Consider the following 25,889-nt stretch of genomic DNA (forward strand, 5'->3'; position numbering starts at 1 on the left):
GGGGTTAGGGGTGGGGGTACTGCGGTCGGTGCTCTTGGCGGCCGCCTCGCCACCCGGCTCCGCAGCTGCCTTCACATTGCCCTCGCCGGCCACTTTCAAGCGTACAATGGGCGAGCCGATCGCCACCGTGTCGCCGATCTCCGCACCCAGCCAGACGATCTCGCCGTCGACTGGCGAAGGAATCTCGACCGTCGCCTTGTCGGTCATGACGGCGGCAAGCACCGCGTCCTCGCGCACGAGATCGCCGACCTTGACCTGCCATTCGACCAGTTCGGCCTCGGCGACGCCTTCGCCGACATCGGGCAGCTTGATCACATATTCGCCCATCGTCAGGTCCCCTCTACCGAAGCGTTTGCGCTGCCCCTCACCCCTGCCCATTCCGGGGCGAGCCGCTTGTCTCGCCCGTCCTTCGGACCCCCGTGAAAAACGGGGAGTTGGGGATCGCCGGCGTGGCGACCAGTCCCTTCTCCCCGTTCTGCACGGGGAGAAGGTGCCGGCAGGCGGATGAGGGGCGGCGCCACCATTGGCAATTGGTCCGAGGCTCTGCCTGCCATCGTCAGGCCTCCATCGTTTCGACGAGCGCGCGGCCGAGCCTGGCCGGACCGGGGAAATAGTCCCACTCCTGCGCATGCGGATAGGGCGTGTCCCAGCCGGCGACCCGCACCACGGGCGCTTCCAGATGGTAGAAGCAGTTTTCCTGCACCAGCGCCGACAGCTCGGCGCCGAAGCCGGATGTCAGCGTCGCCTCGTGCACGATCACGCAGCGACCTGTCCTGTTGACCGAGTCGACGATCGTCTCGAGATCGAGTGGCAGCAGCGTCCTCAGATCGATGATCTCGGCGTCGATGCCGGTCTCCTCGGCCGCCGCCTGCGCGACATAGACCATCGTGCCGTAGGCCAGCACGGTGACAGCGGCGCCCGGCCGGCGGATCACCGCCCGGCCGAGCGGGACCGTATAATGCCCGTCGGCGACCTCGCCGAGCTCATGCTTCGACCACGGCGTCACCGGGCGCTCGTGATGGCCATCGAACGGGCCGTTGTAGAGCCGCTTCGGCTCGAGGAAGATCACCGGATCGGGATCCTCTATCGCCGCGATCAGAAGACCCTTGGCGTCATGCGGATTGGACGGCACGACGACCTTCAGGCCGGAGACATGCGTGAACAGCGCCTCCGGGCTCTGGCTGTGGGTCTGGCCGCCAAAAATGCCGCCGCCGGTCGGCATCCTGACCACGATCGGGCAGGTGAAATCGCCGTTCGAGCGGTAGCGCAGCCGCGCTGCCTCCGAGACGATCTGGTCATAGGCCGGATAAACATAGTCGGCAAACTGCACCTCGACGCAAGGTTTCAGGCCGTAGGCGGCCATGCCGATGGCCGAGCCGACGATACCGGCTTCGCTGATCGGCGTGTCGAAGCAGCGGCTCTTGCCGTATTTCGCCTGCAGGCCTTGGGTGCAGCGAAACACGCCGCCGAAAAAACCGACATCCTCGCCGAACACGATGACGCGTTCGTCGCGCCCCATCGAGACGTCCATGGCGTCGCGGATCGCCTCGATCATGGTCCGTCTTGGCATGGTCAGACCCCCGCCTGCTGGCGCTGGCGTCTGAGATGCGGCGGCATCTCACCATAGACGCCCTCGAACATGTCACGCGTCGAAGGCTTGCCGCCGGCATGCAGCGTGCCGTGGCGCTCGGCCTCCCTTTGCGCCGCGATCACCGTTTCGAGGATTTCCGCCTCGGCCTGGGTGTGGCGCTCGTCCGACCAGACAGCGCGCTGGATGAGATGGTTCTTCAGCCTGACGATCGGGTCGCCGAGCGGCCAGGCGTCGGATTCGGCCTTCGGCCGGTAGGCCGACGGATCGTCGGAACTCGAATGCGCCCCGACGCGATAGGTGACATATTCGACCAGCGTCGGCCCAAGATTTTTCCGCGCCCGCTCCGCCGCCCATTTGGCCACCGCGTGGACGGCGAGATAATCGTTGCCGTCGACCCGAAGCGACGGAATACCGAAGCCGAGGCCGCGGGCGGCAAATGTGCCGGAGCCGCCGCGGGCAATGCCCTGAAAGGTCGAGATCGCCCACTGGTTGTTGACGACGTTGAGCACCACCGGCGCCTTGTAGGTCGAGGCGAAGACCAGCGCCGAATGAAAGTCGGACTCGGCCGTCGAGCCGTCGCCGATCCAGGCGGCGGCGATCTTCGAATCATTGCTGATCGCCGAAGCCATCGCCCAGCCGACTGCCTGGATATATTGCGTCGCCAGATTACCGGAGATCGAGAAGAAACCATGCTCCTTCGACGAATACATGATCGGCAGCTGCCGGCCCTTCAGCGGGTCGGCCTCGTTCGAATAGATCTGGTTCATCATCGTAACCATCGGATAGCCGTCGGCGATGAGCAGGCCAGCCTGCCGATAGGTCGGAAAGTTCATGTCGCCCGGCGCCAGCGCCTTGCGAAAGGCGCAGCTCACCGCCTCTTCACCGAGGTGCTGCATGTAAAAGGAAGTCTTGCCCTGGCGCTGCGCCATCTGCATGCGCGCGTCGAAGCTGCGCAGCGTCATCATGTGGCGCAGGCCTTCCAGCAACTCGTCGTCGGAAAGCAGCCCGGCCCACGGCCCGACGGCCTCGCCGGCGCGGTTGAGCACGCGGATGATCGAAAACGCCAGGTCGCGGATATCACGCGGATCGACATCGATCTCGGGACGCGGCACCGAGCCGGCCTTGGGGATGGTCACATCAGAAAAATCCGGCGTTCCGCCCGGTCGCACCTCGGGCTCCGGCACATGGAAGCGCAACATTCCCGCATCGGCCATGACCTTCGTCCTCCCATGTTGCCCGGCCAAGATACTTGCACACCGGGAGACCAGTGCCAATTCGTCGGGCAAGGCTTCCGGCCAACCACCGCGCCGTCAGCAGCACTAGCCAGGATGAAGATATGTCAGCGAAATTTCTTGTCGATCTTCCGGCTCTGCGCGCAATTTGGCGCATGATTGCGCCGGGTTTCCCGCCAGATTGGACAAGGCCTCGGATTGAGGCTGAGCACGGCGGCCGGAGCTGCCAATCTTCCCCCTTGTGGGGGGATCACGCTCCTCAACGTTTGTCCGCAGCGATTGCCCACCTATCGTTTCACCCGGCGCCCGCATCATGCTAACCCATAACCCATGGCACAGAAGAAAGGTTACGAGGTCGATTCGTGGTTGGCGCGGCCGGACCCGCGTGTCTCGATCGTCCTGCTCTACGGGCCCGACCGCGGGCTGGTCGCCGAGCGCGCCCGCGCCTTTGCCGGCAAGACCGGCCTGCCGCTCGACGATCCGTTCTCCGTGGTCAGGCTGGACGGTTCGGAAGTCGATCGCGACGAGGGCCGCCTGCTCGACGAGGCCCGCACCGTGCCGATGTTTTCGGACCGGCGCCTGCTCTGGGTGCGCAATGCGTCCGGCCAGAAGGCGCTTGCCGACGACGTCAAGGCGCTGACCGCGGAGCCGCCGCGTGACGCCATTATCCTGATCGAGGCCGGCGACCTGAAGAAGGGCGTCGGGCTGCGCGCCATTGTCGAGGCGGCGGACATTGCCATGGCGCTGCCGTGCTACACCGACGAGGCGCGGGACATCGATACGGTCATCGACGACGAATTGCGCAAGGCCGGCATGTCGATGACGCTGGAAGCCCGCCAGGCGCTGCGCCGCAACCTCGGTGGTGACCGGCTGGCCTCGCGCGGCGAGATCGAAAAGCTGGTGCTCTATGCCCACGGCCAGAGCGAAATCGGCCTCGATGACGTCAAGGCGACGTCGGGCGACGTCTCTGGCCTGTCCTTCGATGACGCCGTCGATGCTTTGCTCGACGGCAAGGTCGGCGACTTCGACATAGCCTTCACCCGTCACTGCCAGTCCGGCGGCCAGGCATTTCTGGTGCTGTCGTCGGCGATGCGGCAGCTGCAGGCGATCCAGGCAATGCGCGGCCTGATGGACGCCGGCGGCCGCAACGCCGCTTCGGTCGTCGCCGCGGCGCGCCCGCCGGTTTTTTTCGCGCGGCGCAAGCTGGTCGAAAAAGCCCTCGAACGCTGGAGCAGCGAGGCGCTCGCCCGCGCGCTCAACCGCCTGCAGACGGCGGTGCTGCAGACCCGGCGCCGGCCGGACCTCGCGGTCGCGCTGGCCCGACAGGCGCTGCTCGGCATCGCCGTGGAGAGCGCAAGACTGGCGCGCACCTGATCTCCCCCCTTGAGGGGGAGATGTCGCCGAAGGCGACAGAGGGGGTCGCAGCGCGTGGAGCGCCGACATCTTCTTCGCTTCAGCAAGGTGCCGGCGCTTGATGTGAGGCGACCCCTTCTGGCCTGCCGGCCATCTCCCCCTCAGGGAGGGAGATCAGCAGCCTCGACGATTTCGCCAATCACCGGCGCTGGAAAAGGGAAGGGCTGGCAATCGCCGCCCCTCATTGCCCTGCCGGCCTCTTATCTGCAACGTTGGTGATTGGCGAAGCCGTCGATGACAGCCCCCTCTCCCCGTCACTATACGGGGAGAGGATGCCGGCAGGCAGGTGAGGGGCGGCGCAAACGCTGGAGCAGGTAGCCTATAAGGTCGCCGATCCTCGTCTAAAGCAAGCGGGACCCCCTAGGCTCTTTGCCGGCTAACTACTGCTCCTGCTTCAGCCGCCGGCAAAGCTCGTCGAGTTGCTCCAGCGTCCGATAGGCGACGCTGATCACGCCGCCGCGCTCGTTGTGCTCGATCGTGACGAACATGCCGAGCGTGTCGGTCATGAACTTTTCCAGCGCCCGCGTATCAGCATCCTTTTGCACCGGTGCTGCAGGCTGTCGCTTCACCGTCGGCGCACCCGCCGGCATCTGCGCCAGCGCTTCGGCCTGGCGCACCGAAAGCCCGTCCTCGACGATGCGCTTGGCCAGGCCCACCGGATCCTGCGCCGTCACCAATGTACGGGCATGGCCGGCCGACAGCGCGCCGTCGACCAGCATGTCGCGGATCACGTCCGGCAGCTTCAACAGCCGCAGCGTGTTGGCGACATGGCTGCGGCTCTTGCCGATCACCTGGCCGAGATCGGCCTGGGTGTAGCCGTGATCGTCGATCAGCTGCTGGTAGCCCATCGCCTCCTCGACCGGATTGAGGTCGGTGCGCTGGACGTTTTCGATGATCGCCAGCTCGAGCGCGGTGCGATCGTTGACATCGCGCACGATGATCGGGATCTCGCTCAGCCCGGCGCGCTGCGCGGCGCGCCAGCGCCGCTCGCCGGCGATGATCTCGTAGCGGCCAGCCTGCGTCGGCGATGGCCGCGCCACCACCGGCTGCACCACGCCATGTTCGCGGATCGACTGGGCAAGATCGGTCAGGTCGGCGTCGCCGAAATGCCGGCGTGGATTCTTTGGGTTCGGGCTAAGGAACTCGATCGGCACCTTGCCGTCGGCATTCATGCCCGGCTTTTCCACTACTGCCGGACGATCGATTTCGCCGATCAGCGCCGCCAGTCCCCGGCCCAGTCTTTTTCTCGAAAGGTCTTCGCTCATCGTCTGTCCAGATCGTTTCGGTATCAATTCGGCTTCTAAGCGGCGCGCAGTTTGCGCTCGCGGCGGATCACCTCGGAGGCAAGCTGCAGATAGGCCTGGCTGCCGGAGCATTTGAGGTCGTAGAGGATCGCCGGCTTGCCGTAGGACGGCGCCTCGGAGACGCGCACATTGCGCGGGATGACGGTTTCATAGACCTTGTCGCCCATATGCGCCCGCACGTCCTGCACCACCTGGTTGGCGAGGTTGTTGCGCCCGTCGAACATGGTCAGCACGATGCCCTGGATGGTCAGCTCGGGATTGATCGAGCGGCGGACCTGCTCGACCGTCTCCAAAAGCTGGCTCAGGCCCTCGAGCGCAAAGAACTCGCATTGCAGCGGCACCAGCACCGAATCGGCTGCCGCCATCGAGTTCAGCGTCAGCAGATTGAGCGACGGCGGGCAATCGATCAGCACATAGCCAAAATTCGCCGAGCGCTCGGCCGAGGCGCTCAAGGCGTTGCGCAGCCGCAGCACCCGGTCCGGCGCCGAGGCGATCTCCATTTCGATGCCGAGCAGGTCGAGCGTCGACGGCACGATCGACAGTCCCGGCACCGCCGTCGGGATCGCCGCCGCCTCCAGATCGAGCTCGCCGGTCAGCACGTCGTAGGAGGAAACGGTGCGGTCGCGCCGGTCGATGCCGAGACCGGTGCTGGCGTTGCCTTGCGGGTCGAGATCGACGATCAGCACCCGCTCGCCGATCGCCGCCAGCGCCGTGGCCAGATTGATGGCGGTCGTCGTCTTGCCGACGCCGCCCTTCTGGTTGGCTACGGTGATGATTCGGGGGCCATTCTTCATCATGGGTCTATGCCAGAAATTCATGCCGAGGTCGCCGATCTAAGTCAGTTGGCGCAAATCAGACAGTTCGAGGATGACGCCATGAGCGTCGGTCGCGCTGGCATGTTCTACCAGATCGAACGACCATCGTTGAGCGCTTTCTGCCAATTCGGTTCGGTAATCCCGGCCTTTGTGGAACAGGCCGCAGGTGCCCGTCGTCAGCCACGGCGCCGCCAGTTCGAGCAACACCGGAAGCGACGCCAGCGCTCTGGCGGTAACGATTTGAGGTGTTGAAACAAACGGATACGCGTCGTCGATGCGCCGTGCGACGACCCTGGCCGGCAGGTTGAACTGGCCGACGACTGCTTGCAGGAACGATGCCTTTTTCCGATTGCTTTCAACCAGGTCGATGCTGGCGCCGTCGCGCTCGGCAAGCAGGAACGCCAGCACCAGGCCGGGAAAACCGCCACCGGAGCCGAGATCGAGCCAGCGCTTCGCGTCTGGTTTGATTCGCGCCAGCTGCGCGCTGTCGAGGATGTGGCGGCGCCAGACGTCGCCCTGCGTCGACTGCGCCGCCAGGTTTATCCGGCGGTTCCATTTCTGAAAGACCGTCTCGAACTCTACCAGGCGTTCGAATGTTTCACGTGAAACCGGACCGGCAGCCGATTGCAGGCCGGCCCATGAGGCAGCGCTCACGCAACATTCCTTCGCGTGGCAGCCTCGGCGTTGCGGACATGCGCGACAATGATTGCCAGTGCCGCCGGCGTCATGCCTTCCATACGCTGTGCGTCGGCGATCGAGCGCGGCTGGCGCGACAGCATCTTTTGCTTCAGCTCGTTGGACAGGCCCGGAACGGAACCAAAGTCGAGCGACGCCGGGATCAATCGGCTCTCCTCTTGCCTGATCTGCGTGACGTCGGCTTGCTGGCGGTCGAGATAGACTGAATATTTCGCTTCCGTTTCAAGGCGCTCTGCCGTTTTGCTGTCAATGCCCGCAAACTGCGGGGCGATCCGGGCCAGCCAAGCGACGTCGACGCCGGGATAGGCCAGCAATTCATAGGCCGAGCGGCGCACCCCGTCCCGGTTGATCTCCAGCCCATGACGCGCCGCTTCATTCGGGGTCATGGTGAAGCCAAGCGCAAGGTCCCTCGCATTTTCAAGGTTCTGCACGATATCGCTAAACCGTTGCATCCGCTCCTGCGAGGCTATCCCGAGCTTGATCGCCAGCGGCGTCAGCCGCTCATCGGCATTGTCGGCGCGCAGCGACAGCCGGAACTCGGCCCGCGAAGTGAACATCCGATACGGTTCGGCGATGCCACGGCTGGTCAGGTCGTCGACCATCACCCCGATATAGGCCTCGGTGCGGCTGAGCACGATCTGGTCGCTTGCCGACGTTTTGCGCGCGGCGTTGAGGCCGGCCAACAACCCCTGCGCCCCCGCCTCCTCGTAACCGGTGGTGCCGTTGATCTGCCCGGCCAGAAAAAGACCGGCGATCCGCTTGGTTTCCAGCGTCGGCTTGAGCTCGCGCGGATCGACATGATCGTACTCGATGGCATAGCCGGGCTGCAGCATCGTTGCACGTTCCAGACCCGGGATGGTCTTCAAAATGTCGAGTTGCACGTCCTCGGGCAGCGAGGTCGAAATGCCATTCGGGTAGACGGTATCGTCGTCCAGCCCTTCCGGCTCGAGAAAAATCTGGTGGCCTTCGCGGTCGCCGAACTTGACGATCTTGTCCTCGATCGACGGGCAGTAACGCGGCCCCACCCCTTCGATCGAGCCGGAATACATCGCCGAACGGCCCAGATTGGCGCGGATCAGCTCATGTGTAGCCGCCGTCGTGCGCGTGATGCCGCAATGGATCTGTGGATTGTCGATGCGGTCGGTCATCAGCGAGAACGGCACCGGGTCGTCATCCGCCGCCTGGCTCTCCAGCGACGCCCAATCGATCGTTCGTCCGTCCAACCGCGGCGGCGTGCCGGTCTTCAGCCGTCCGAGCTTGAAGCCGGCGCGGCTCATCGTCGCCGACAGGCCGAGGCTGGCCTGCTCGTTCATGCGGCCGGCAACGATCTTCTTCTCGCCGATATGGATCAGCCCGCGCAGGAAAGTGCCGGTGGTCAGCACCACGGCGCCGCAGCCAAACCGGCGGCCATCCGCCAGCAGCACCGCCGCCAGGCGCTCATTGGCGATTTCGAAATCCAGGACCTCGCCCTCGACCACGTCGAGGCCGGCCTGTTCGCGTATCGCCGCTTGCATGGCGAGCCGATAGAGTTTTCTGTCGGCTTGCGTCCGCGGCCCGCGAACTGCCGGGCCCTTGCGGCGGTTGAGCAGACGGAACTGGATGCCGGCCGCATCGGCGACGCGCCCCATCAGCCCGTCCATGGCATCGATCTCGCGAACCAGATGGCCCTTGCCGAGCCCGCCGATCGCCGGATTGCACGACATGACGCCGATCGTCTCGAAGCGCAGCGTCACCAGGGCAATCTTCGCGCCAGCGCGCGCGGCAGCACTGGCCGCCTCGCAACCAGCATGGCCGCCGCCCACCACAACCACATCATAGTGATCGGTCATTTTTAGGGTTCCAGATTCAGGTTGACCGACACATGTCCCCGTCAGGACGTGGTGTCAAGCCGGCACCTTCTCCCCGTATAGTGACGGGGAGAAGCGGGCTAGCCGCAGCAACGACGGGTCTTTTGCAACGCTGGTGATTGGGAAACCGTCGACGGTTGTGTCTTTCCCCCCGTCACTAGACGGGGAGAAATGCCCGGCAGGGCAATGAGGGCAGCGCTAAGTCTGAAATTCGATCCCGCCTCGGGGACCGTGGATCGTTTCACGTGAAACAATGCCTTCGAGCTAATCGCGTGGTGTTTCACGTGAATCACCCAGAGCTGGCCGGCCCGCAATGTTTCACGTGAGTCATTTGCCGATGCAGAACTGCGCAAAGATGACGTCGAGCATGTCCTCGACATCGACCGCCCCAATGATGCGGCCAAGCCGATCCGCCGCCAGCCGCAATTCCTCTGCCCGCAGTTCCTGCCCGCGTCCATGCTCTGCCGCTGCCACCAGCAGGAAGTGCTTCGTCTCGTTGAGCAGTTCGACGTGCCGCAGCCGCGAAGGCAGGATCTCGCCGGCCTGGCCGACCTGCGCTGCGGCGCGACGGCCGATCTCGACCAGCAATTCCGCCAGCCCGGTGCCGTCCTTGGTCGAGATAACCGCGTCGTAGCGCGCCACAAGCGATTCATCCCGCAGCAAATCGGCCTTCGTCCCGATCCTCAAGGCCGGGACATCAGGTGGTATTGCGCCGATCGGCACCGGCTCCACCATATCCTCCAGCATCAGCAACAAATCGGCAGTGCCGGCCTTGCTCCTTGCTCTTTCGATGCCGATCGCCTCAATCCTGCCGGGCGTATCGCGCAGGCCGGCGGTATCGGTCACTCTTATGCGCATCCCCTCCAGGTCCAGCACCACCTCGAGCAGATCGCGGGTGGTGCCGGGCTCCTCGGTGACGATCGCCGCATCGCGCCGGACCAAAGCGTTGAACAGGCTCGATTTGCCGGCGTTCGGCGCACCAAGAATGACGACCTCAAAGCCGTCACGGATGATTTCGGCGGCCCGGAAGCCTTGGACATGACGCTCGATCTCGCCGATCATCGCGCGGACGTCGGACCAGACCGTCTCTGCAACGGAACCGGGCACATCGTCTTCGTCGGCAAAATCGATTTCTGCCTCGATCATCGCGCGCGCATGAATCAGCCGGCGGCGCCAGGCGAGGTAGAGCTCGCTCTGCACGCCTTCGGCATTCTGGACGGCAAAACGCCGCTGCGCCTCAGTCTCGGCATTGACGAGATCGGCCAGCGCCTCGGTCTCGACCAAATCGACCTTGCCATTGAGAAAGGCGCGGCGGGTGAACTCGCCCGGCTCGGCATGTCTGACGCCGTCGAAGCCGGCGATCACCTCCAGCATCTTCGCCACCACGGCCCGCCCGCCATGGACGTGGAATTCAGCGACATCCTCGCCGGTAAAGCTGTTTGGGCCGGCAAAGAAAACGACCAGCCCGCTGTCGAGCACCGATCCGTCCGGCGCCCTGAACTGGCGATAGGCGGCAACACGGTTCTTGACCTTGGGGCCAGCAATCGTTTCTACGACGAATCGACTTTGCGGGCCGGAAATGCGGATCACGGCAACCCCGGCGGGCAGGCGGCCGCTCGACAGGGCAACAATGGAATTACCTGAAATCATTTGCCGACCCAGCACAACCGCCCTAGCTTCGCTTGTTCACCAACAGATTGCCGAGTTATCAACAGTGACGTTGCCCGCGAAAAACCTGCTTGCCGAAGAGGCCAGCCCCTATCTGCAGCAGCACAGCGGCAACCCGGTGCATTGGCGGGCGTGGTCGCCGGCGTCTCTCGCCGAAGCCAAGGCGCTCGAGCGGCCGATCCTGCTCTCAGTCGGCTACGCCGCCTGCCACTGGTGCCATGTCATGGCGCACGAAAGTTTCGAGAACGGCGACGTCGCCGCCGTCATGAACCGTCTGTTCGTCAATATCAAGGTCGATCGCGAAGAGCGGCCGGACATCGACCAGATCTATATGGCCGCATTGTCGGCGATGGGCGAGCAGGGCGGATGGCCGCTGACCATGTTTTTGACGCCGGATGGAAAACCTTTCTGGGGCGGCACCTATTTTCCGCTCGAGGCCCGCTACGGCCGCCCGGGTTTCGTCCAGGTGCTGGAGGCGGTCGACAAGGCGTGGCGGGAGAAGAAAGGAAGCGTTAACCAAAGCGCCGACGGCCTGACCACGCATGTCGAGGCGCGGCTGGCGGGCAGCCATGCCAAGGCGGTGCTCGACCGCGACACGCTCGCGACACTCGCCAACGGCGTCGACGGCATGATCGACAGGGATCTGGGCGGCCTGCGCGGCGCGCCCAAATTCCCCAATGCGCCGTTCATGCAGACGCTGTGGCTGTCCTGGCTGCGCGACGGCGCCACAGCCCACCGCGACGCTGTCCTGCTCAGCCTCGAAAAGATGCTGGCAGGCGGCATCTATGACCATGTCGGCGGCGGCCTCAGCCGCTATTCGACCGATGCCGAATGGCTGGTGCCGCATTTCGAAAAGATGCTCTACGACAACGCACAGCTCATCCGGCTGTGCAACTGGGCTTATGCGGCAACCGGCAACGAATTGTTCCGGATACGAATCGAAGAGACGGTCGACTGGCTGTTGCGCGAGATGCGCGTCGAAGGCAGCGCATTCGCTGCCAGCCTGGACGCCGACAGCGAGGGCGAGGAGGGGTTGTTCTACACCTGGAGCAGGGATGAGATCGAAACTGCTCTCGGTGACGAATCGGCGTTGTTTTTCCAATACTTCACGCTTTCCAGCCCGCAAGGCTGGGAGGGCAAGCCGATCATCCACCGGACTGCGGCCCAGCAAACACAAAGCATCGCCGATCGCGACCGGCTCGTTGCGCTCAGAGAAAAACTGCTGGCAGCCAGGGAGCAGCGCGTCAGGCCCGGGCGCGACGGAAAAATCCTGACCGACTGGAACGGCCTGGTGATCGCCGCTCTCGCCGAAGCCGGGCGCGCGCTGAAACGGATCGACTGGATCGAGGCAGCGGAACAGGCCTTTGCCGCCATTGCCAGTGCCGGTCGAGACGGTCGCCTGCCACATTCGATGCTAGGCGCCAAGAAGCTGTTTCCGGCGCTGTCGAGCGACTACGCCGCCATGGCCAACGCCGCGATCTCGCTGTTCGAGGCTACCGGCACATCGAGCTATGCCGAACTGGCCGGCCAATTCATCGCGCAGCTCGACCAATGGCATAGTGATGAGAACAACACCGGCTACTATCTCACCGCGTCGGACAGCAGCGACGTGCCGATCCGCATCAGGGGCGATGCCGACGAGGCCATTCCGTCAGCCACCAGCCAGATCATCGAGGCCATGGTCCGGTTGTCGTCGCTTTCCGGCGCTCCCGAATTGCAGGAAAAAACCTGGAAGGTCGCCGAACACGCGGCCGGCCGGGCGGTGCATCAGGCCTATGGCCAGGCGGGAATCGTCAACGCCTGTGCCTTGGCACTCGAGCCGTTGAAGCTGGTGCTGGTGGATAGCCCAGAGAATCCGGGGCTTGTTCCGGTTGCGAATCGAAATCCGGACCCGCGCCGGATCGACACGATCGTGCCGGTCGGCTCGGCGACAAACCTGCCGTTGCTGCCAGACGGCGTTCTGCCGCCAACGAGCAAGCCCGGCGCTTGGCTGTGCACGGGGCAGGTCTGCTTGCCGGTGATAACGGACGCCGAGGAACTCGAGCGTCGGTTGCGGCGCGGATAGGAGAGGGGATGCTGCGCCGATCCACCTTCTCCCACCGGGGGAGAAGGCAAGAGGCGCCAGCCCCTTACGTATTCATCGAATCGAAGAAATCCGCGTTGGTCTTGGTCTGCTTGAGCTTGTCGATGAGGAACTCGATGGCGTCGGTGGTGCCCATCGGCGCCAGGATGCGGCGCAGCACGAAGATTTTTTGCAGGTCCTGGCGGGCGACCAAAAGATCTTCCTTGCGGGTGCCGGACTTGAGGATGTCCATGGCCGGATAGATGCGCTTGTCCGCCACCTTGCGGTCGAGCACGATTTCCGAATTGCCGGTGCCCTTGAACTCTTCGAAGATGACCTCGTCCATGCGGCTGCCGGTGTCGATCAGCGCGGTGGCGATGATGGTCAGCGAGCCGCCTTCCTCGATGTTGCGGGCGGCGCCGAAGAAGCGCTTCGGCCGCTGCAGCGCATTGGCGTCGACGCCGCCGGTCAGCACCTTGCCGGACGACGGCACCACGGTGTTGTAGGCGCGGCCGAGGCGGGTGATCGAATCCAGCAGGATGACGACGTCGCGCCCGTGCTCGACCAGGCGCTTGGCCTTCTCGATCACCATTTCGGCGACCTGGACGTGGCGCACCGCCGGCTCGTCGAAGGTCGAGGAGACGACCTCGCCCTTCACCGAGCGCTGCATGTCGGTGACTTCTTCCGGCCGCTCGTCGATCAACAGCACGATCAGGTAGCATTCGGGATGATTGGTGGTGATCGAATGGGCGATGTTCTGCAACAGCACCGTCTTGCCGGTGCGCGGCTGCGCCACGATCAGGGCGCGCTGGCCCTTGCCGAGCGGCGCCACCAGGTCGATGACGCGGGCCGAGATGTCCTTCGAGGTCGGAACGTCCATTTCCATCTTCAGCCGCGAGGTCGGGTAAAGCGGCGTCAGATTGTCGAAATGGATCTTGTGGCGGATCTTTTCCGGGTCGTCGAAATTGATCGTGTTGACCTTGAGCAGCGCGAAATAGCGCTCGCCCTCCTTCGGGCTGCGGATCGGGCCCTCGACGGTGTCGCCGGTCTTCAGCGAGAACCGGCGGATCTGCGACGGCGAGATATAGATATCGTCCGGGCCTGGCAGGTAATTGGCATTGGCCGAGCGCAGGAAGCCAAACCCGTCCTGCAGCACTTCGACGACGCCGTCACCGATGATCTCGATATCTTGGGTCGCCAGCCGCTTCAGGATCGCGAACATCAGTTCCTGCTTGCGCATGACACTGGCGTTCTCGACCTCGAGCGATTCGGCATAAGCGATCAGCTCTGGCGGTTTCTTGTTCTTGAACTCTGTGAGTTTCATTTCTTGCATCATTAGACGGACTCTGAGTGAGTAAGTATGGGGAAAATATCGGCGGGATGCGACAAATGCCGGGCGCGGCCGAAGCGATGAATGGGGCGGCGCATGACGGGAAGGAAGACCCGTCTTTTATCGTTGGTCGACTGAAAGAGCAAGTCGCCTTTTGTGGCCGCCAACCGGCTTCAGGTTTGCGCTGCCCCTCACCTGCCTGCCGGCATCCTCTCCTCGTATAGAGACGGGAGAGGGGACGCTCTCATTGATGGTTCGCCAATCGTCGGCGTTACAGGATATTCGCTGAGGACGAAGCTCAAAACGGCTTCACGATGACCAGCACGACGATGACGATCATCAGCAATGTGGGGATCTCATTGACGATCCGCCAGTGCTTCGCGGGCTTTTCGTTGCGGTCCTCGGCGAATTTGCGTACCGCGCCGGCGAGGTAGCCATGAACCGCCGAGAGGCCGAGCACCGCGGCGATCTTGGCATGCAGCCAGCCGCCCTGAAAACCAAAACCTTTCCAGGCCAGCCAGAGGCCGAACGCCCAGGTGATGATCATGGCTGGATTGATGATGCCGCGCAGCAGCCGGCGCTCCATCACCTTGAAGGTCTCCGACTGGACGGAGCCTTTTTCCGCATCGGCATGATAAACCAGCAGCCGCGGCAGATAGAGCATGCCCGCCATCCACGAGATGACGGCGATGACATGGATCGCCTTTGCCCAAGGATAGAAATCATCCGGCCCGAACAGGAACAGAAGCGCCGCCAGGACGAGGAAGATGACGATGGCGATCGATGCTCGACGCATCGCTGCACCACCGCTGCTGCCCGCACCACTGTTGGCGTTGTTCATGTCGGTCATCGATGCGCCCGCACCAGTTTCACCATCGCCTCAACATGCGCGATCGGCGTTTCCGGCGTGATGCCGTGGCCGAGATTGAAGATCAGCGGTCGATCGCCCAGTGCTTCCAGGATTGCGTCGACACCGTCAGAAAGCGCCTTGCCGCCGGCCACCAGCCGCAACGGATCGAGATTGCCCTGTACGGCGCCGTCGCGCTGCAGTTCCTTCGCCGTCGTCAACGGCACGGTCCAGTCGAGCCCCAGCCCGGTCACACCGGTTTTTTGGCGATAGCTGCGGTAATGGGCGCCGGCGCCCTTGGGAAAGCCGATGATCGGAATGTCGGGATGGACGGCCCGGACCTGCCTGACGATCTCCGTCACCGGCCTGACGCAAAACGCCTCGAAAGAAACTTCGTCGAGCACGCCGGACCACGAGTCAAAGATCTGCACCACATCGGCGCCGGCTTCGATCTGCCGGATCAGATAGGCAGCCGAGTGATCGGCAAGCACTTTCAGCAATTGCAGGAAAGCCGCCGGCTCGCGATAGGCAAACAGCCGCGCTGGCGCCTGGTCCGAGGTGCCGTGGCCGGCGATCATATAGGTCGCTACCGTCCATGGCGCGCCGCAGAAGCCGATCAGCGTCGTTTGATCAGGCAGTCTTGTCCGCAATCGTCTGACCGTCTCGTAAACCGGTTCGAGATTCACGTGAAACGTTTCGCCGTCGAGAGCCGCAATCTCCGCGGCCGAGATCGGCGTCAGCAGCGGTCCGCGGCCCTCCTCGAAGCGCACGTCGCGGCCCAGCGCATGCGGCACGACAAGGATATCGGAAAACAGGATCGATGCATCGAAGCCGAAACGCTCGATCGGCTGCAGCGTCACTTCCACGGCAAGATCCGGATTATAGCAAAGATCGAGGAACGATCCGGCCCGCCTGCGTGTCTCGCGATATTCCGGCAGATAGCGGCCGGCCTGCCGCATCATCCAGAGCGGCGCCGGAGATACCGTCTTGCCTCTCAACACGTCCAGCATGATGCGGTTTTCAGGCATTCAGCGCTCGCTTTTCCGATGTTGTCACCTTCGTCATCCCAGGGCGGAGCAAGGAGCGAAGCGACGCGGCGCAGACCCTGGGATCCATGCCGTGACATCGGAGCGCCGTGGCAGTGCAGAACCTCGATGCCGGCGGACAGTGCAGCTTTAGTTTTGCGCCGCCGCGTTTTTCGCCAGGTGTCACGGCATGGATCCCAGGGTCTGCGCTCCGCTTCGCGTTCGCTCCGCCCTGGAATGACGAAGGGAGGGGCGGAGTCGGCCAATCCCTAACGTCAGAGATTGGCAGCTGAAGGCCTATCCGCAACGACCGCTCATGATCTCTTCCAGGGCCTGCCAAAGAGTCAAATCCTCCGCCTCTCCAGGCTTCTCTATAATTAAATATTCTATTTCTAGGAATCTCATGATTCTAAGAGTCTGTTGGTATCGGTGGTTGTCTGCTGTCCCGCCTTGCCCCGGAAAAGGCCAGCCAGCATATTGTCGCGTGCTTCTTCTGCCGGATAGGAGGACTTTGGGGACAGTCGGAAATTGCCGACTCGGAACAATGCGTTACCGCCCGCCTGGAGAAAATGACCCTGTGGATGAGACCGAGTCGAAAAAGCCCGTCCCCGGACTTGTCCCCAGCCGCCCGACGAAGCCGGCAGCGCATCGAATTGTGGACAAACTGGCATCTGATACAGTCGCCCCGAACCGGCCGATCTTTCCGACCGACCTTATCCACATCGGCCCACAGCTTGGAACGTACCCCTGTGAACAAACCCCAGAGCTTCTTTCACCTTCACCTGATTTCCGATGCCACCGGTGAGACGCTGCTGGCGGCCGGGCGCGCGGCTTCGGCGCAATACAAGGATGCGCGCGCCATCGAGCATATCTACCCGCTCATCCGCACCGAAAAGCAGGTGACGAAAGTGTTCGAGGACATCGAGGAGGAGCCGGGCATCATCCTTTATACGGTCGTCGACCAGAAGCTCGCCCGCGGCATCGACGAACGCTGCGCCGCCATGGGCCTGCCTTGCGTCTCCGTGCTGGAACCGGTGCTGACCGTCTTCCAGTCCTATCTCGGCACGCCGGCCGGCCGCCGTGTCGGCGCCCAGCATGTGCTGGACGCCGAATATTTCCGCCGCATCGACGCGCTCAACTTCACCATGGAGCATGATGACGGCCAGCTGCCTGCCAATATGGACGACGCCGACATCGTGCTCGTCGGCATTTCGCGCACCTCGAAGACGCCGACCAGCATCTATCTCGCCAATCGCGGCATCAAGACCGCCAACATCCCGATCGTGATCGGCGTGCCGGTGCCGGAAAGCCTGGTCAACGCCACGAAGCCGCTGATCGTCGGGCTGATCGCCACCGCCGAGCGCATCTCGCAGGTGCGCCAGAACCGCATCCTCGGCAACACCAGTGCCTACGAGCCGACCGACTATGTCGACCGCGCGGCGATCAGCGAGGAACTCGCCTACGCCCGCCAGATCTGCACCCGGCACGGCTGGCCGATGATCGACGTCAGCCGCCGCTCGATCGAGGAGACGGCGGCGGCGATCGTTGCCCTGCGGGGAAAGACGCGCTAGGTTCGGGCGCTTGTGCTGTGGGCGGCCCTTTCCTTCTCCCCTTTGTGGGAGAAGGTGGCCTCGCGAAGCGAGGTCGGATGAGGGGTGTTCCAGCCTGGCACCGACGGCGATCCTTCCAACACCCCTCAACCGTCTTGGCGCTGCGCGCCAATCCACCTTCTCCCACAAGGGGAGAAGGAAGAAGCAGGCGACAAAAATGGCCGAAAAAATCATCCTTGCCTCCGGCAGCCCGTTCCGCAAGGCGTTGCTTGTCCATGCCGGCGTGGCGGTCGAGGCGGTTCCGGCGGCAGTCGACGAGCGCGCGCTCGAAGCGCCCTTGCAGGGCAGCGGTATCTCGCCCGAGGACGTCGCACTGGTGCTGGCCGAGGCCAAGGCCGCCGAGGTCAGCGAGCGAAAGCCGGGCGCCCTGGTGCTCGGCTGCGACCAGACGCTGTCGCTCGGCGACGAAGTGTTTCATAAGCCGGCCGACATGGAAGCCGCCCGCCGCCATCTCCTGGCGCTGTCGGGCAGGACCCATCAACTCAACAGCGCCGTAGTGCTGGCCCGCGACGGCGCAGTTCTGTGGCGGCATGTCGGCGTCGCCAGCCTGACCATGCGAAAGCTCGATCCGGCCTTCATCGGCCGCCATCTGGCGCGGGTAGGCGCCAAGGCGCTGTCCAGCGTCGGCGCGTACCAGATCGAAGGCGAGGGCATCCAGCTGTTCGAAAGAGTAGAGGGCGACTATTTCACCATTGTCGGCCTGCCGCTGCTGCCTGTCCTGGCCAAGCTGCGCGAGTTCGGAGCCATCGATGGCTGAGGCCGCGAAAAAGGCCTTCGTCACCGGTCATCCGGTCGCGCATTCGCGGTCGCCGAAGATCCACGGCTACTGGCTGGCGAAATACGGCATCGACGGTAGCTACCGGGCGATCGACGTTGCGCCGGAGGCTTTTGCCGAATTCGTCGAAACACTCGAGGCGAATGGCTATCGTGGCGGCAACGTCACCATCCCGCACAAGGAGGCCGCCTTCGCGCTGGCGGCGCGCCGCGACGACGCGGCCGAACAGATCGGCGCCGTCAACACGCTTTGGCTCGAGGGCGGAATTTTGTGCGGCGGCAACACCGACGCCCATGGCTTTTCCGCCAATCTCGACGAGCATGCGACGGGCTGGGCCGCAAACGGCCCAGCGGTGGTGCTTGGCGCCGGCGGCGCCGCCCGCGCGGTCATCCATGCGCTCAAGCAGCGCGGCATCAGTGACATCCGCATCGTCAACCGGACGCTCGCCCGAGCCGAGGAGCTGCGCCACCGCTTCGGCGCCGGGGTCTCGGCCCACGGCACGGCGGCGACCCGCGAGCTGCTTGCCGATGCCGGCCTGCTGGTCAACACGTCAGCGCTTGGCATGCATGGCAATGAAGGCCTGTCCGCCGATCCGGCCAGACTGCCGGACCATGCCATCGTCACCGACATTGTCTATGTGCCGCTGGAAACGCCGTTGCTGGCCGCCGCCAAGGCGCGCGGCCTGAAAGCCGTCGACGGGCTCGGCATGCTGCTGCACCAGGCGGTGCCCGGCTTCGAGCGCTGGTTCGGCATCAGGCCTGAGGTCACTGCCGAATTGCGGCAGATGATCGTCGCCGATCTCGGCGCCAGGGAGTAAAAAAACATGATCGTGCTCGGCCTCACCGGATCGATCGGCATGGGCAAGTCGACGACGGCCAGGATGTTTGCCGAGGCCGGCGTGCCTGTCCACGATTCGGACGAGGCGGTGCATCGCCTCTACGCCGGCAAGGCGGCTCCGCTGGTCGAGGCGGCGTTTCCCGGAACGGCGAAATCCGGCTCCGTCGATCGCACGAGGCTGGCCGAGCGGGTGCTCGGTGATGCAGCTGCACTGAAACGGCTGGAAGCGATCATCCACCCACTGGTCCGCGCCGACGCCGACGCTTTCCTGGCCAGACACCGGGCCGCCGGCGCGCCGCTTGTCGTTCTCGACATCCCGCTACTGTTCGAAACCGGCGGCCGCGACCGTGTCGACAAGATCGTGGTCGTCACCGCGTCGCCCGACATCCAGCGCGCCCGCGTGCTGGCGCGGCCGGGCATGAGCGAGGAGAAACTGGCGTCGATCCTGGCCAGGCAGGTTCCCGACGCCGAAAAGCGTGAGCGCGCCGATTTCATCATCGACACCGGACAAGGTTTTGATGCGGCGCGCGCGGCGGTCAATGCGATAGTCGCGAAACTGGTCGGGGATAAAGCCGGCAAGCCTGCTTAACGGCGCTTGCGCCCGGCGTAATATGTTGCCAATTTGTTCCCATCATGATTCGGCTGGACTAACGCCGGACCCAACGGACTGATTCGATGCGCGAGATCATCTTCGATACGGAAACCACCGGCCTTGATTTCCGCGACGACCGCGTCATCGAGCTTGGCTGCATCGAGCTGGTCAACCGTTTCCCGACCGGCCGCACCTTCCACCATTACCTCAATCCGCAGGGGCGACCGATCCATGCCGAGGCACAGGCCGTTCATGGCATCAGCGCCGCCGACCTGATGGGCAAGCCGACCTTCAGCGACATCGCCGAGGAGTTCCTTGCCTTCATCGACGGCGCCAAGCTGGTCGCCCACAATGCGACTTTCGATATCGCTTTCCTCAATGTCGAATTCGGCCGGCTTGGCCATCCGGTCGTTGACCCCGGACTTGTCGTCGACACGCTGGCGCTGGCGCGCCGCAAGCATCCGATGGGGCCCAATTCGCTGGACGCGCTGTGCCGGCGCTACGGCATCGACAATGCCCGCCGCACCAAGCACGGCGCCTTGCTCGATTCGGAATTGCTGGCCGAGGTCTATATCGAGCTCATCGGCGGCAAGCAGGCGGCACTCATCCTCGACAGTGCCACGGCGCCGGCCAGCGGCAGGAGAAACGTCGACGACATCGACATCAGCATCGCTGCACGGCCGATAGCGCTGCCGTCTCGCCTGACCGAAGCAGAGCGCGCCGCGCACGCGAGCATGGTCGGCACATTAGGCGAAAAGGCGCTCTGGCTGCGCGTCGCCCCGGAAGCGAGTTCTGCGGCATAGCGATTTTGGCGGAGCGGCAGGGGCGTTCAGGATCAGCCGACCCGTAGCGATCCTTCGCTGTCCCGCCGCATCCCAAAGAAAAACCCGGCGCGAGGCCGGGTTTTTCAAACGTCACCGAGCACTCGCCTCAGCTCGCCTTGACCTTGCTGGCGGCCTGGTCCTCGGCCAGCTTCTGCTGGAACATCTGCGCGAAATCGATCGGATCGAGCATCAGCGGCGGGAAGCCGCCATTGCGCGTCGCCTCGGCGATGATCTGCCTGGCGAACGGGAACAGCAGCCGGGGGCATTCGATGAACAGCAACGGCAGCATGTGCTCCTGCGGAAAGCCGCTGATGGCGAACACACCGCCATAGACCAGCTCGACGTTGAACAGCACTTCCTTGTCGAAGGACGCCTTGGCGTTCAGCGTAAGATTGACGTCGAACTGCTTATCCGAAAGCGGGTTGGCGTTGACATTGACGTTGATGGCGATGCCGGGAGCCTTGTCGCGGCCGCGCAGCGAGTTCGGCGCGCCGGGGCTTTCGAAGGAAAGGTCCTTCACATATTGGGCAAGCACGTTGAGCGAAGGCTGCGTCGCGTCGCCGTTGCCACTGGCCGCGCCGGTCGGCGCGTCGTCTTTGCTGGCCATAAGCCTTTGTCCTTTTGCCTCGGCAGCGTTGCTGACCGGATTGAAATCGGGCGTTCGCTACCATGGCCGGCATGACAAGACAAGGTTTGCGCGGCTTTGCTTTCCCTTCTCCCCTTGTGGGAGAAGGTGGATTGGCGCGCAGCGCCAAGACGGTTGAGGGGTGTTGGAAGGATCGCCGTCGGTGCCAAGCTGGAACACCCCTCATCCGACCTCGCTTCGCGAGGCCACCTTCTCCCACAAGGGGACAAGGAAAGAGCCGCGCCGGGCTACTCGTCCTTGAGGCGATCTACTCGTCCTTGAGGCGGCGCCAGGGGGAATTGGGATCGGGGCCGTGCTCGTCGCCGCGCGAATAGTCGCTGTCGTCGAGGTCGATGGTCTTGTCGCGTTGCCGGGCCCGGAATCCGCCGGTGCCGAAACTGGTGGCCATCACGATGCGGCCTTTCAGCCGGCGCCAGGCGAGGTCGCGGACCGGCGGCAGCAGCAGCAGAATGCCTAAAATGTCAGTGATGAAGCCGGGAATGATGAGCAGGATCGCCGCCAGCACGATCATGGCGCCATGCGCGAGCTGACGGCTTGGATCACGTCCGGCGTCCATTTCGGCACGGACCCGGGACATGACGCCGAACCCCTGGTATCGCAACAACAGCGCGCCGGCGATGCTCGAAGCCAGCACCAGGCCGACCGTCGCCAGGGCGCCGACCTGGCGGCCGACAATGACGAAACCGGCGATCTCCAGCAGCGGAAGCGCGAGGATGAACAGGGGAAGCAGCGAAATGCGCAAATCTTGACCGATCGTTTCGATGTTTTGCCGGCAGGCGGGCAATCGCCGCTGGCACTGAACCTTTTAGATAGGTATGGCTGCCTTTAATTTGAATGATTGCAGCTTGCGTTCTATATGCTTTGGATGTTGAACGCTATGCGACCGCAGCCATTGCCTGGCCGGGCGGTCCGGCCGGAGTAGGGATTGATTGGCGGAAGATATGGGATTCTTCGACTTCGGCACGATTTTCTTTCTGGTTGCGGCGGTTGTGATCTTTTTCCAGCTGCGCAATGTGCTCGGCCGCCGCACCGGCAGCGAGCGCCCGCCGTTCGATCCCTATACGGCGGGCCGCACCCGCGACGACGCCCAAAAACCCGAGAATGTGGTCTCGCTGCCGCGCAAGCGAGCGCCGGGAGAGCCGGCAATCGACGCCTATGCGGCGATCGACGCCTTCGCCAAGCCTGACACCGATCTCAACAAGGGCCTGCGCGCGATCAAGGACAATGATCCGGCATTCGACCCCAAGACCTTCGTCGACGGCGCCAAGATGGCCTATGAGATGATCGTCATGGCCTATGCCGATGGCGATCGCAAGACGCTGAAGAACCTGTTGTCGCGCGAGGTCTATGACGGCTTTGTCGCGGCGATCGGCGACCGCGAGGCGAAGTCGGAAAAGATCCAGTCCTCCTTCGTCGGCATCGACAAGGCCGACATCGTTTCCGCCGAGATGAAGGGCAGCGAGGCGCATATCACGCTGCGCATCGTCAGCGAACTGATTTCGGCAACGCGCGACAAGGCCGGCGCCGTCATCGACGGCGATCCCGAAACCGTCGCCGAGGTCAAGGACGTCTGGACCTTCGCCCGCGATACGCGCTCGCGCGACCCGAACTGGAAGCTCGTCGCCACCGAAGAAGAAGACTGAGCCCGGACCACGGCGGGGTCTGTCGTGTCGCTTTCTCAGGCGTTCCGCGAAAAATCCTTTGCCGATCTGCCCGGCTGGGACAAGGACGACCATCTGGCTGCGTTCGCCGCTTTCCGGCGTTCGGCTTTTCATGTCCTGGCGAAACCCTATCGCTCCGGCGGGCTCGGTGTCGACTTCAATGCCTTCGCCGAGGCCTATGCTGCAGCCCGCACCGTGTCGCCAACCGACCGGCGCGAAGCCCGCGCCTTCTTCGAGCGGCATTTCATCCCGGCGCACATAGCGGCGGAAAGCGGCGGCGCCGGCCTCGTCACCGGCTTCTATGAACCGGTGGTCGACGCTTCGCCGGTGCGAACCGAACGATTTACGGTGCCGCTGCTGTCACGTCCGGCCGATCTCGTCGACATCGACGGCGCCAACCGGCCGGTCGGTATGGATCCCTATCTCGCCTTCGGCCGCGCCACGCCGGACGGACCGGTCGAGTATTTCGACCGCGGCGAGATCGAGCGCGGCGCGCTCGTCAAGGGTTTGGCTGGCAAGGGTTTGGAAATCGCCTGGCTCGCCGACAAGGTCGATGCCTTCTTCATCCACGTACAGGGTTCTGCGCGGCTCACCATGACCGACGGCCGGCTTTGCCGCGTCACCTATGCCGCCAAATCCGGCCAGCGCTTTACCGGACCGGGCAAGATCCTGAGTGAGCTAGGCGAAATCCCGCTGGAAGCGGTGACCATGCGGTCGGTCCGCGCCTGGTTCAAGGCGCATCCGCAACGCATCGACGAGATCCTGTGGCGCAACCGCTCCTATATTTTTTTCCGCGAGATTTCCGCCAGCGAGGCGGCGGCGGCCGACGACCCGGAACTCGGGCCGATCGCTGCCGCAAAGGTGCCGCTGACGCCGGGCCGCTCCGTCGCTGTCGACCGTCTGCTGCATACATTCGGCACGCCGTTCTACATCGATGGGCCGTCGCTGGCCGCTTTCGACAACAAGCCGTTCCGGCGGCTGATGATCGCGCAGGACACCGGCTCGGCGATCACCGGCCAGGCGCGTGGCGATTTGTTCACTGGTACGGGAGATGCGGCCGGCGAGATCGCCGGCGTTGTCCGCAACCCCGCCGATTTCTACGCGCTGATCCCGCGTCGGCTTGTGCCGGGAGCGGGCCGATGACCCGGCGCATCGACAGGCTGAGCGAGGACGACCGGGTGCTGTGGAACCTGGTAGCGCGCACTGCCAAGCCGCTGAAGGGCAAGTCCGCCGTCGACATCCCGGATATTGGCCCGGACATCGCTGATGACACCAAGCCAATGCTGCGCGACCAGGCGATGGCTCCTGCTGCGGCCACGAAAGCCAGGACGCAGCATGTTTCGCATGCGCTCGACGAGCCGACGCTGGAAAAACTGTCGAAGGGCCGGCTGCCGATCGAAGGCCGCGTCGATCTGCACGGCCTGAGCCAGGACGAAGCCTATTCGCTTTTGTTCTCCTTCCTGCACCGGGCGCATGCCGGCGGCATCCGCTATGTGCTGGTGATCACCGGCAAGGGCTCCTCGTCCGGCGGCGACGGCATCTTGCGGCGCGCCGTGCCGGCCTGGCTGTCGACACCCGCATTCAGACCGCTGGTCTCCAGCCACGACCACGCCGCCCGCAAGCATGGCGGCTCGGGCGCGCTCTATATCCGCCTGCGGCGCACGCGCTGATGCGGATGCGCGCATGAGGGTGCACCCGACGAGGATGGACTTGTGACCCCGTTCGGCGAAAAGCTTCGCGCCCTGCGGAGCGAACGCGGCGTCAGCCAAAAGGCCATGGCCAGGGCGATCGGCGTCAGCGCCGCCTATCTGTCGGCGCTGGAGCACGGCCGCCGCGGCGCGCCGACCTGGACGCTGATCCAGAAGATCATCGGCTATTTCAATGTCATCTGGGACGATGCCGAAGAACTGGCGCGGCTGGCCGAGACCTCGCACCCGCGGGTAAAACTCGACACGTCGGGCCTCAGCCCCGCCGCCACCGAGCTTGCCAATGTCCTGGCCGAAAACATCGAAAAACTAGACGAGGCGGAGCTTCGCCGCATCACCGCATCGATCCGCGCCGCGCTGGGGCGGACGTAGGGTTTGCCCGACTCGTGTGGAGGCGATCAATTGTCGATGTTGGCGCCGCCCCTCATTGCCCTGCCGGGCATTTCTCCCCGTAAACGGGGAGAAAGAGGCTGATCGCGAACGTGGCCTGCAACGCCGGCGATTGGCGAAATCGTCAATGACAGCACCCCTCTCCCCGTCCCTATACGGGGAGAGGATGCCGGCAGGCAGGTGAGGGGCAGCGCAAACGCCTGGAACAGGTAACGCGAAACGCAGCGATCCAGTGGTCGCTTGCAAAAACCTTACTGGACCGCGCCGACCAGAACCGGCTGGCCATCACGGATCGACACCCAGCGACCGGTATTGTCGATCGCCTGCCGCTTGAGGAAGCGGTAGCCGGTCCGGTCCCATGAGCGGACCTTTCCGTCGAGATTGTCGAGGACGTAGTCGCCCTTGCTTGTGCGCACGGTCAGCACGGCATGGCCCTCGCCGTCCGGCTTGCGCACGACGGTCATCAGAAGATTGGCATAGGACACGCCCAAGCGGTTCAATTCGCGGCGCTTTTCCAGGACATAGTCCTCACAGTCGCCAACGCCCCTGACGGGGTAGGCCCAGACCTCGTCCTTGCCGTAAATATCGATGTCGCTTATCGGCTTGACGGCGTTGTTGACCCTGGCGTTGACGCTGAGAATCTTGCGCCAGAGCGCGCCTGTCATGGAGGCGGGGGCGAGATTGCCCGGGTGGATCGAGCATTCGGCCGGACTGGTCTTGCAGAAATCGTAATGGCCGATCGGCTGCGATGTCGGGCCGCCGGTTGCCATTGGCCCGGCCGCCGAAGCCGCCGTAGACCAGCCTGTCGCAAGTGCCAGCCCTAACAGGGCGCACACGCGCAGCCCTCTCGCCATTGGTGAGGAAATCATTGTCCCCCTCGTCCCTTGTTGTTAATGAAACGTTAAGGGCGATCTACAGTCCCTGTCAATTATACCAACGGCCAGTTTTGCGATATGGTTACCCGCGACGCCGAAAGCGCGGCTATTGTGCAACAGGTCGACTTGAACGGCGGCTGCCA

At 64.0% G+C, this 25,889-nt stretch carries 25 protein-coding genes; 11 read left to right on the forward strand and 14 right to left on the reverse strand.

Going from position 1 to position 25,889, the window contains the following annotated elements:
- The 3 genes from AC0L2Z_RS02960 to AC0L2Z_RS02970 all read right to left on the reverse strand — a co-directional run.
- Positions 1–327, reverse strand: a 327-nt coding sequence (locus AC0L2Z_RS02960) for a biotin/lipoyl-containing protein (protein ID WP_473498236.1), incomplete at its 3' end; no start/stop codon positions are given.
- A gap of 229 nt (positions 328–556) precedes the next feature.
- On the reverse strand, positions 557–1,570 hold the full coding sequence (locus AC0L2Z_RS02965) for an alpha-ketoacid dehydrogenase subunit beta (RefSeq protein WP_027153639.1): 1,014 nt from the start codon (positions 1,568–1,570) through the stop codon (positions 557–559).
- Between the two features lie 2 nt (positions 1,571–1,572).
- Entirely contained in the window at positions 1,573–2,805 is a 1,233-nt protein-coding gene (locus AC0L2Z_RS02970; RefSeq protein WP_473626647.1) for a thiamine pyrophosphate-dependent enzyme, read from the reverse strand.
- A gap of 348 nt (positions 2,806–3,153) precedes the next feature.
- On the opposite strand from AC0L2Z_RS02970, the gene holA reads away from it, so the two are divergent.
- Positions 3,154–4,197 (forward strand): DNA polymerase III subunit delta, encoded by a 1,044-nt coding sequence (gene holA, locus AC0L2Z_RS02975; RefSeq protein ID WP_473522975.1) that lies wholly within the window; start codon positions 3,154–3,156, stop codon positions 4,195–4,197.
- 419 nt (positions 4,198–4,616) lie between these two features.
- Here holA and AC0L2Z_RS02980 read toward each other — a convergent pair whose 3' ends face one another.
- The 5 genes from AC0L2Z_RS02980 to mnmE form a co-directional block, all read right to left on the reverse strand.
- Positions 4,617–5,501 (reverse strand): ParB/RepB/Spo0J family partition protein, encoded by an 885-nt coding sequence (locus AC0L2Z_RS02980; protein ID WP_473626649.1) that lies wholly within the window; start codon positions 5,499–5,501, stop codon positions 4,617–4,619.
- Between the two features lie 35 nt (positions 5,502–5,536).
- On the reverse strand, positions 5,537–6,337 hold the full coding sequence (locus AC0L2Z_RS02985) for a ParA family protein (protein ID WP_473536365.1): 801 nt from the start codon (positions 6,335–6,337) through the stop codon (positions 5,537–5,539).
- Positions 6,338–6,373: 36 nt separating this feature from the next.
- On the reverse strand, positions 6,374–7,009 hold the full coding sequence (gene rsmG / locus AC0L2Z_RS02990) for a 16S rRNA (guanine(527)-N(7))-methyltransferase RsmG (RefSeq protein WP_128171034.1): 636 nt from the start codon (positions 7,007–7,009) through the stop codon (positions 6,374–6,376).
- Positions 7,006–8,880 (reverse strand): tRNA uridine-5-carboxymethylaminomethyl(34) synthesis enzyme MnmG, encoded by a 1,875-nt coding sequence (gene mnmG, locus AC0L2Z_RS02995; protein ID WP_473626650.1) that lies wholly within the window; start codon positions 8,878–8,880, stop codon positions 7,006–7,008. Before mnmG ends, rsmG begins: the two co-directional genes overlap by 4 nt.
- A 345-nt stretch (positions 8,881–9,225) precedes the next feature.
- Complete coding sequence (gene mnmE / locus AC0L2Z_RS03000) at positions 9,226–10,548, reverse strand: tRNA uridine-5-carboxymethylaminomethyl(34) synthesis GTPase MnmE (RefSeq protein ID WP_473626652.1); 1,323 nt, start codon at positions 10,546–10,548, stop codon at positions 9,226–9,228.
- A gap of 64 nt (positions 10,549–10,612) precedes the next feature.
- Between mnmE and AC0L2Z_RS03005 the strand changes: the two genes are divergently transcribed.
- Positions 10,613–12,631, forward strand: a complete 2,019-nt coding sequence (locus AC0L2Z_RS03005; protein WP_473626655.1) for a thioredoxin domain-containing protein — start codon at positions 10,613–10,615, stop codon at positions 12,629–12,631.
- 64 nt (positions 12,632–12,695) lie between these two features.
- Here AC0L2Z_RS03005 and rho read toward each other — a convergent pair whose 3' ends face one another.
- The 3 genes from rho to hemE form a co-directional block, all read right to left on the reverse strand.
- Positions 12,696–13,961 (reverse strand): transcription termination factor Rho, encoded by a 1,266-nt coding sequence (gene rho / locus AC0L2Z_RS03010; RefSeq protein WP_027153631.1) that lies wholly within the window; start codon positions 13,959–13,961, stop codon positions 12,696–12,698.
- Positions 13,962–14,256: 295 nt separating this feature from the next.
- Positions 14,257–14,808, reverse strand: a complete 552-nt coding sequence (gene hemJ / locus AC0L2Z_RS03015) for a protoporphyrinogen oxidase HemJ (RefSeq protein ID WP_473626657.1) — start codon at positions 14,806–14,808, stop codon at positions 14,257–14,259.
- Positions 14,805–15,833, reverse strand: coding sequence for a uroporphyrinogen decarboxylase (gene hemE, locus AC0L2Z_RS03020; protein WP_473626659.1), 1,029 nt, complete (start codon positions 15,831–15,833; stop codon positions 14,805–14,807). Before hemE ends, hemJ begins: the two co-directional genes overlap by 4 nt.
- A gap of 746 nt (positions 15,834–16,579) precedes the next feature.
- Between hemE and AC0L2Z_RS03025 the strand changes: the two genes are divergently transcribed.
- From AC0L2Z_RS03025 to dnaQ, 5 genes are all read left to right on the forward strand, one after another.
- Positions 16,580–17,401 carry a pyruvate, water dikinase regulatory protein gene (locus AC0L2Z_RS03025; RefSeq protein WP_023802686.1) on the forward strand — a complete coding sequence of 274 codons (822 nt, stop codon included), beginning with the start codon at positions 16,580–16,582 and terminating at the stop codon, positions 17,399–17,401.
- A gap of 196 nt (positions 17,402–17,597) precedes the next feature.
- Positions 17,598–18,197 (forward strand): Maf-like protein, encoded by a 600-nt coding sequence (locus AC0L2Z_RS03030; RefSeq protein ID WP_091592060.1) that lies wholly within the window; start codon positions 17,598–17,600, stop codon positions 18,195–18,197.
- Complete coding sequence (locus tag AC0L2Z_RS03035; RefSeq protein ID WP_473482930.1) at positions 18,190–19,032, forward strand: shikimate dehydrogenase; 843 nt, start codon at positions 18,190–18,192, stop codon at positions 19,030–19,032. Before AC0L2Z_RS03030 ends, AC0L2Z_RS03035 begins: the two co-directional genes overlap by 8 nt.
- A gap of 6 nt (positions 19,033–19,038) precedes the next feature.
- Positions 19,039–19,641 (forward strand): dephospho-CoA kinase, encoded by a 603-nt coding sequence (gene coaE, locus AC0L2Z_RS03040; protein ID WP_473626661.1) that lies wholly within the window; start codon positions 19,039–19,041, stop codon positions 19,639–19,641.
- Positions 19,642–19,727: 86 nt separating this feature from the next.
- Complete coding sequence (gene dnaQ, locus AC0L2Z_RS03045; protein WP_128176585.1) at positions 19,728–20,447, forward strand: DNA polymerase III subunit epsilon; 720 nt, start codon at positions 19,728–19,730, stop codon at positions 20,445–20,447.
- 127 nt (positions 20,448–20,574) lie between these two features.
- On the opposite strand, the gene secB is transcribed toward dnaQ, so the two are convergent.
- Entirely contained in the window at positions 20,575–21,075 is a 501-nt protein-coding gene (gene secB / locus AC0L2Z_RS03050) for a protein-export chaperone SecB (RefSeq protein WP_023802681.1), read from the reverse strand.
- Between the two features lie 286 nt (positions 21,076–21,361).
- Positions 21,362–21,856 (reverse strand): FxsA family protein, encoded by a 495-nt coding sequence (locus AC0L2Z_RS03055; protein ID WP_473626662.1) that lies wholly within the window; start codon positions 21,854–21,856, stop codon positions 21,362–21,364.
- Positions 21,857–22,055: 199 nt separating this feature from the next.
- On the opposite strand from AC0L2Z_RS03055, the gene AC0L2Z_RS03060 reads away from it, so the two are divergent.
- The 4 genes from AC0L2Z_RS03060 to AC0L2Z_RS03075 are packed head-to-tail and all read left to right on the forward strand — an operon-like array spanning position 22,056 to position 24,853.
- Positions 22,056–22,757: a Tim44/TimA family putative adaptor protein gene (locus AC0L2Z_RS03060; protein ID WP_023802679.1), complete on the forward strand. Its 702-nt coding sequence runs from the start codon at positions 22,056–22,058 to the stop codon at positions 22,755–22,757.
- Between the two features lie 24 nt (positions 22,758–22,781).
- Entirely contained in the window at positions 22,782–23,918 is a 1,137-nt protein-coding gene (gene mltA, locus AC0L2Z_RS03065) for a murein transglycosylase A (protein ID WP_473626664.1), read from the forward strand.
- Positions 23,915–24,445 carry a Smr/MutS family protein gene (locus AC0L2Z_RS03070; protein ID WP_473626665.1) on the forward strand — a complete coding sequence of 177 codons (531 nt, stop codon included), beginning with the start codon at positions 23,915–23,917 and terminating at the stop codon, positions 24,443–24,445. The genes mltA and AC0L2Z_RS03070 overlap by 4 nt, the downstream gene beginning before the upstream one ends.
- Positions 24,446–24,487: 42 nt before the next feature.
- Entirely contained in the window at positions 24,488–24,853 is a 366-nt protein-coding gene (locus AC0L2Z_RS03075; protein WP_023802676.1) for a helix-turn-helix domain-containing protein, read from the forward strand.
- Between the two features lie 269 nt (positions 24,854–25,122).
- Here AC0L2Z_RS03075 and AC0L2Z_RS03080 read toward each other — a convergent pair whose 3' ends face one another.
- Positions 25,123–25,740, reverse strand: coding sequence for a transglutaminase-like cysteine peptidase (locus AC0L2Z_RS03080; RefSeq protein ID WP_128171022.1), 618 nt, complete (start codon positions 25,738–25,740; stop codon positions 25,123–25,125).
- Between the last annotated feature and the right edge of the window lie 149 nt (positions 25,741–25,889).

The organism is Mesorhizobium sp. WSM4850, from assembly GCF_055811735.1.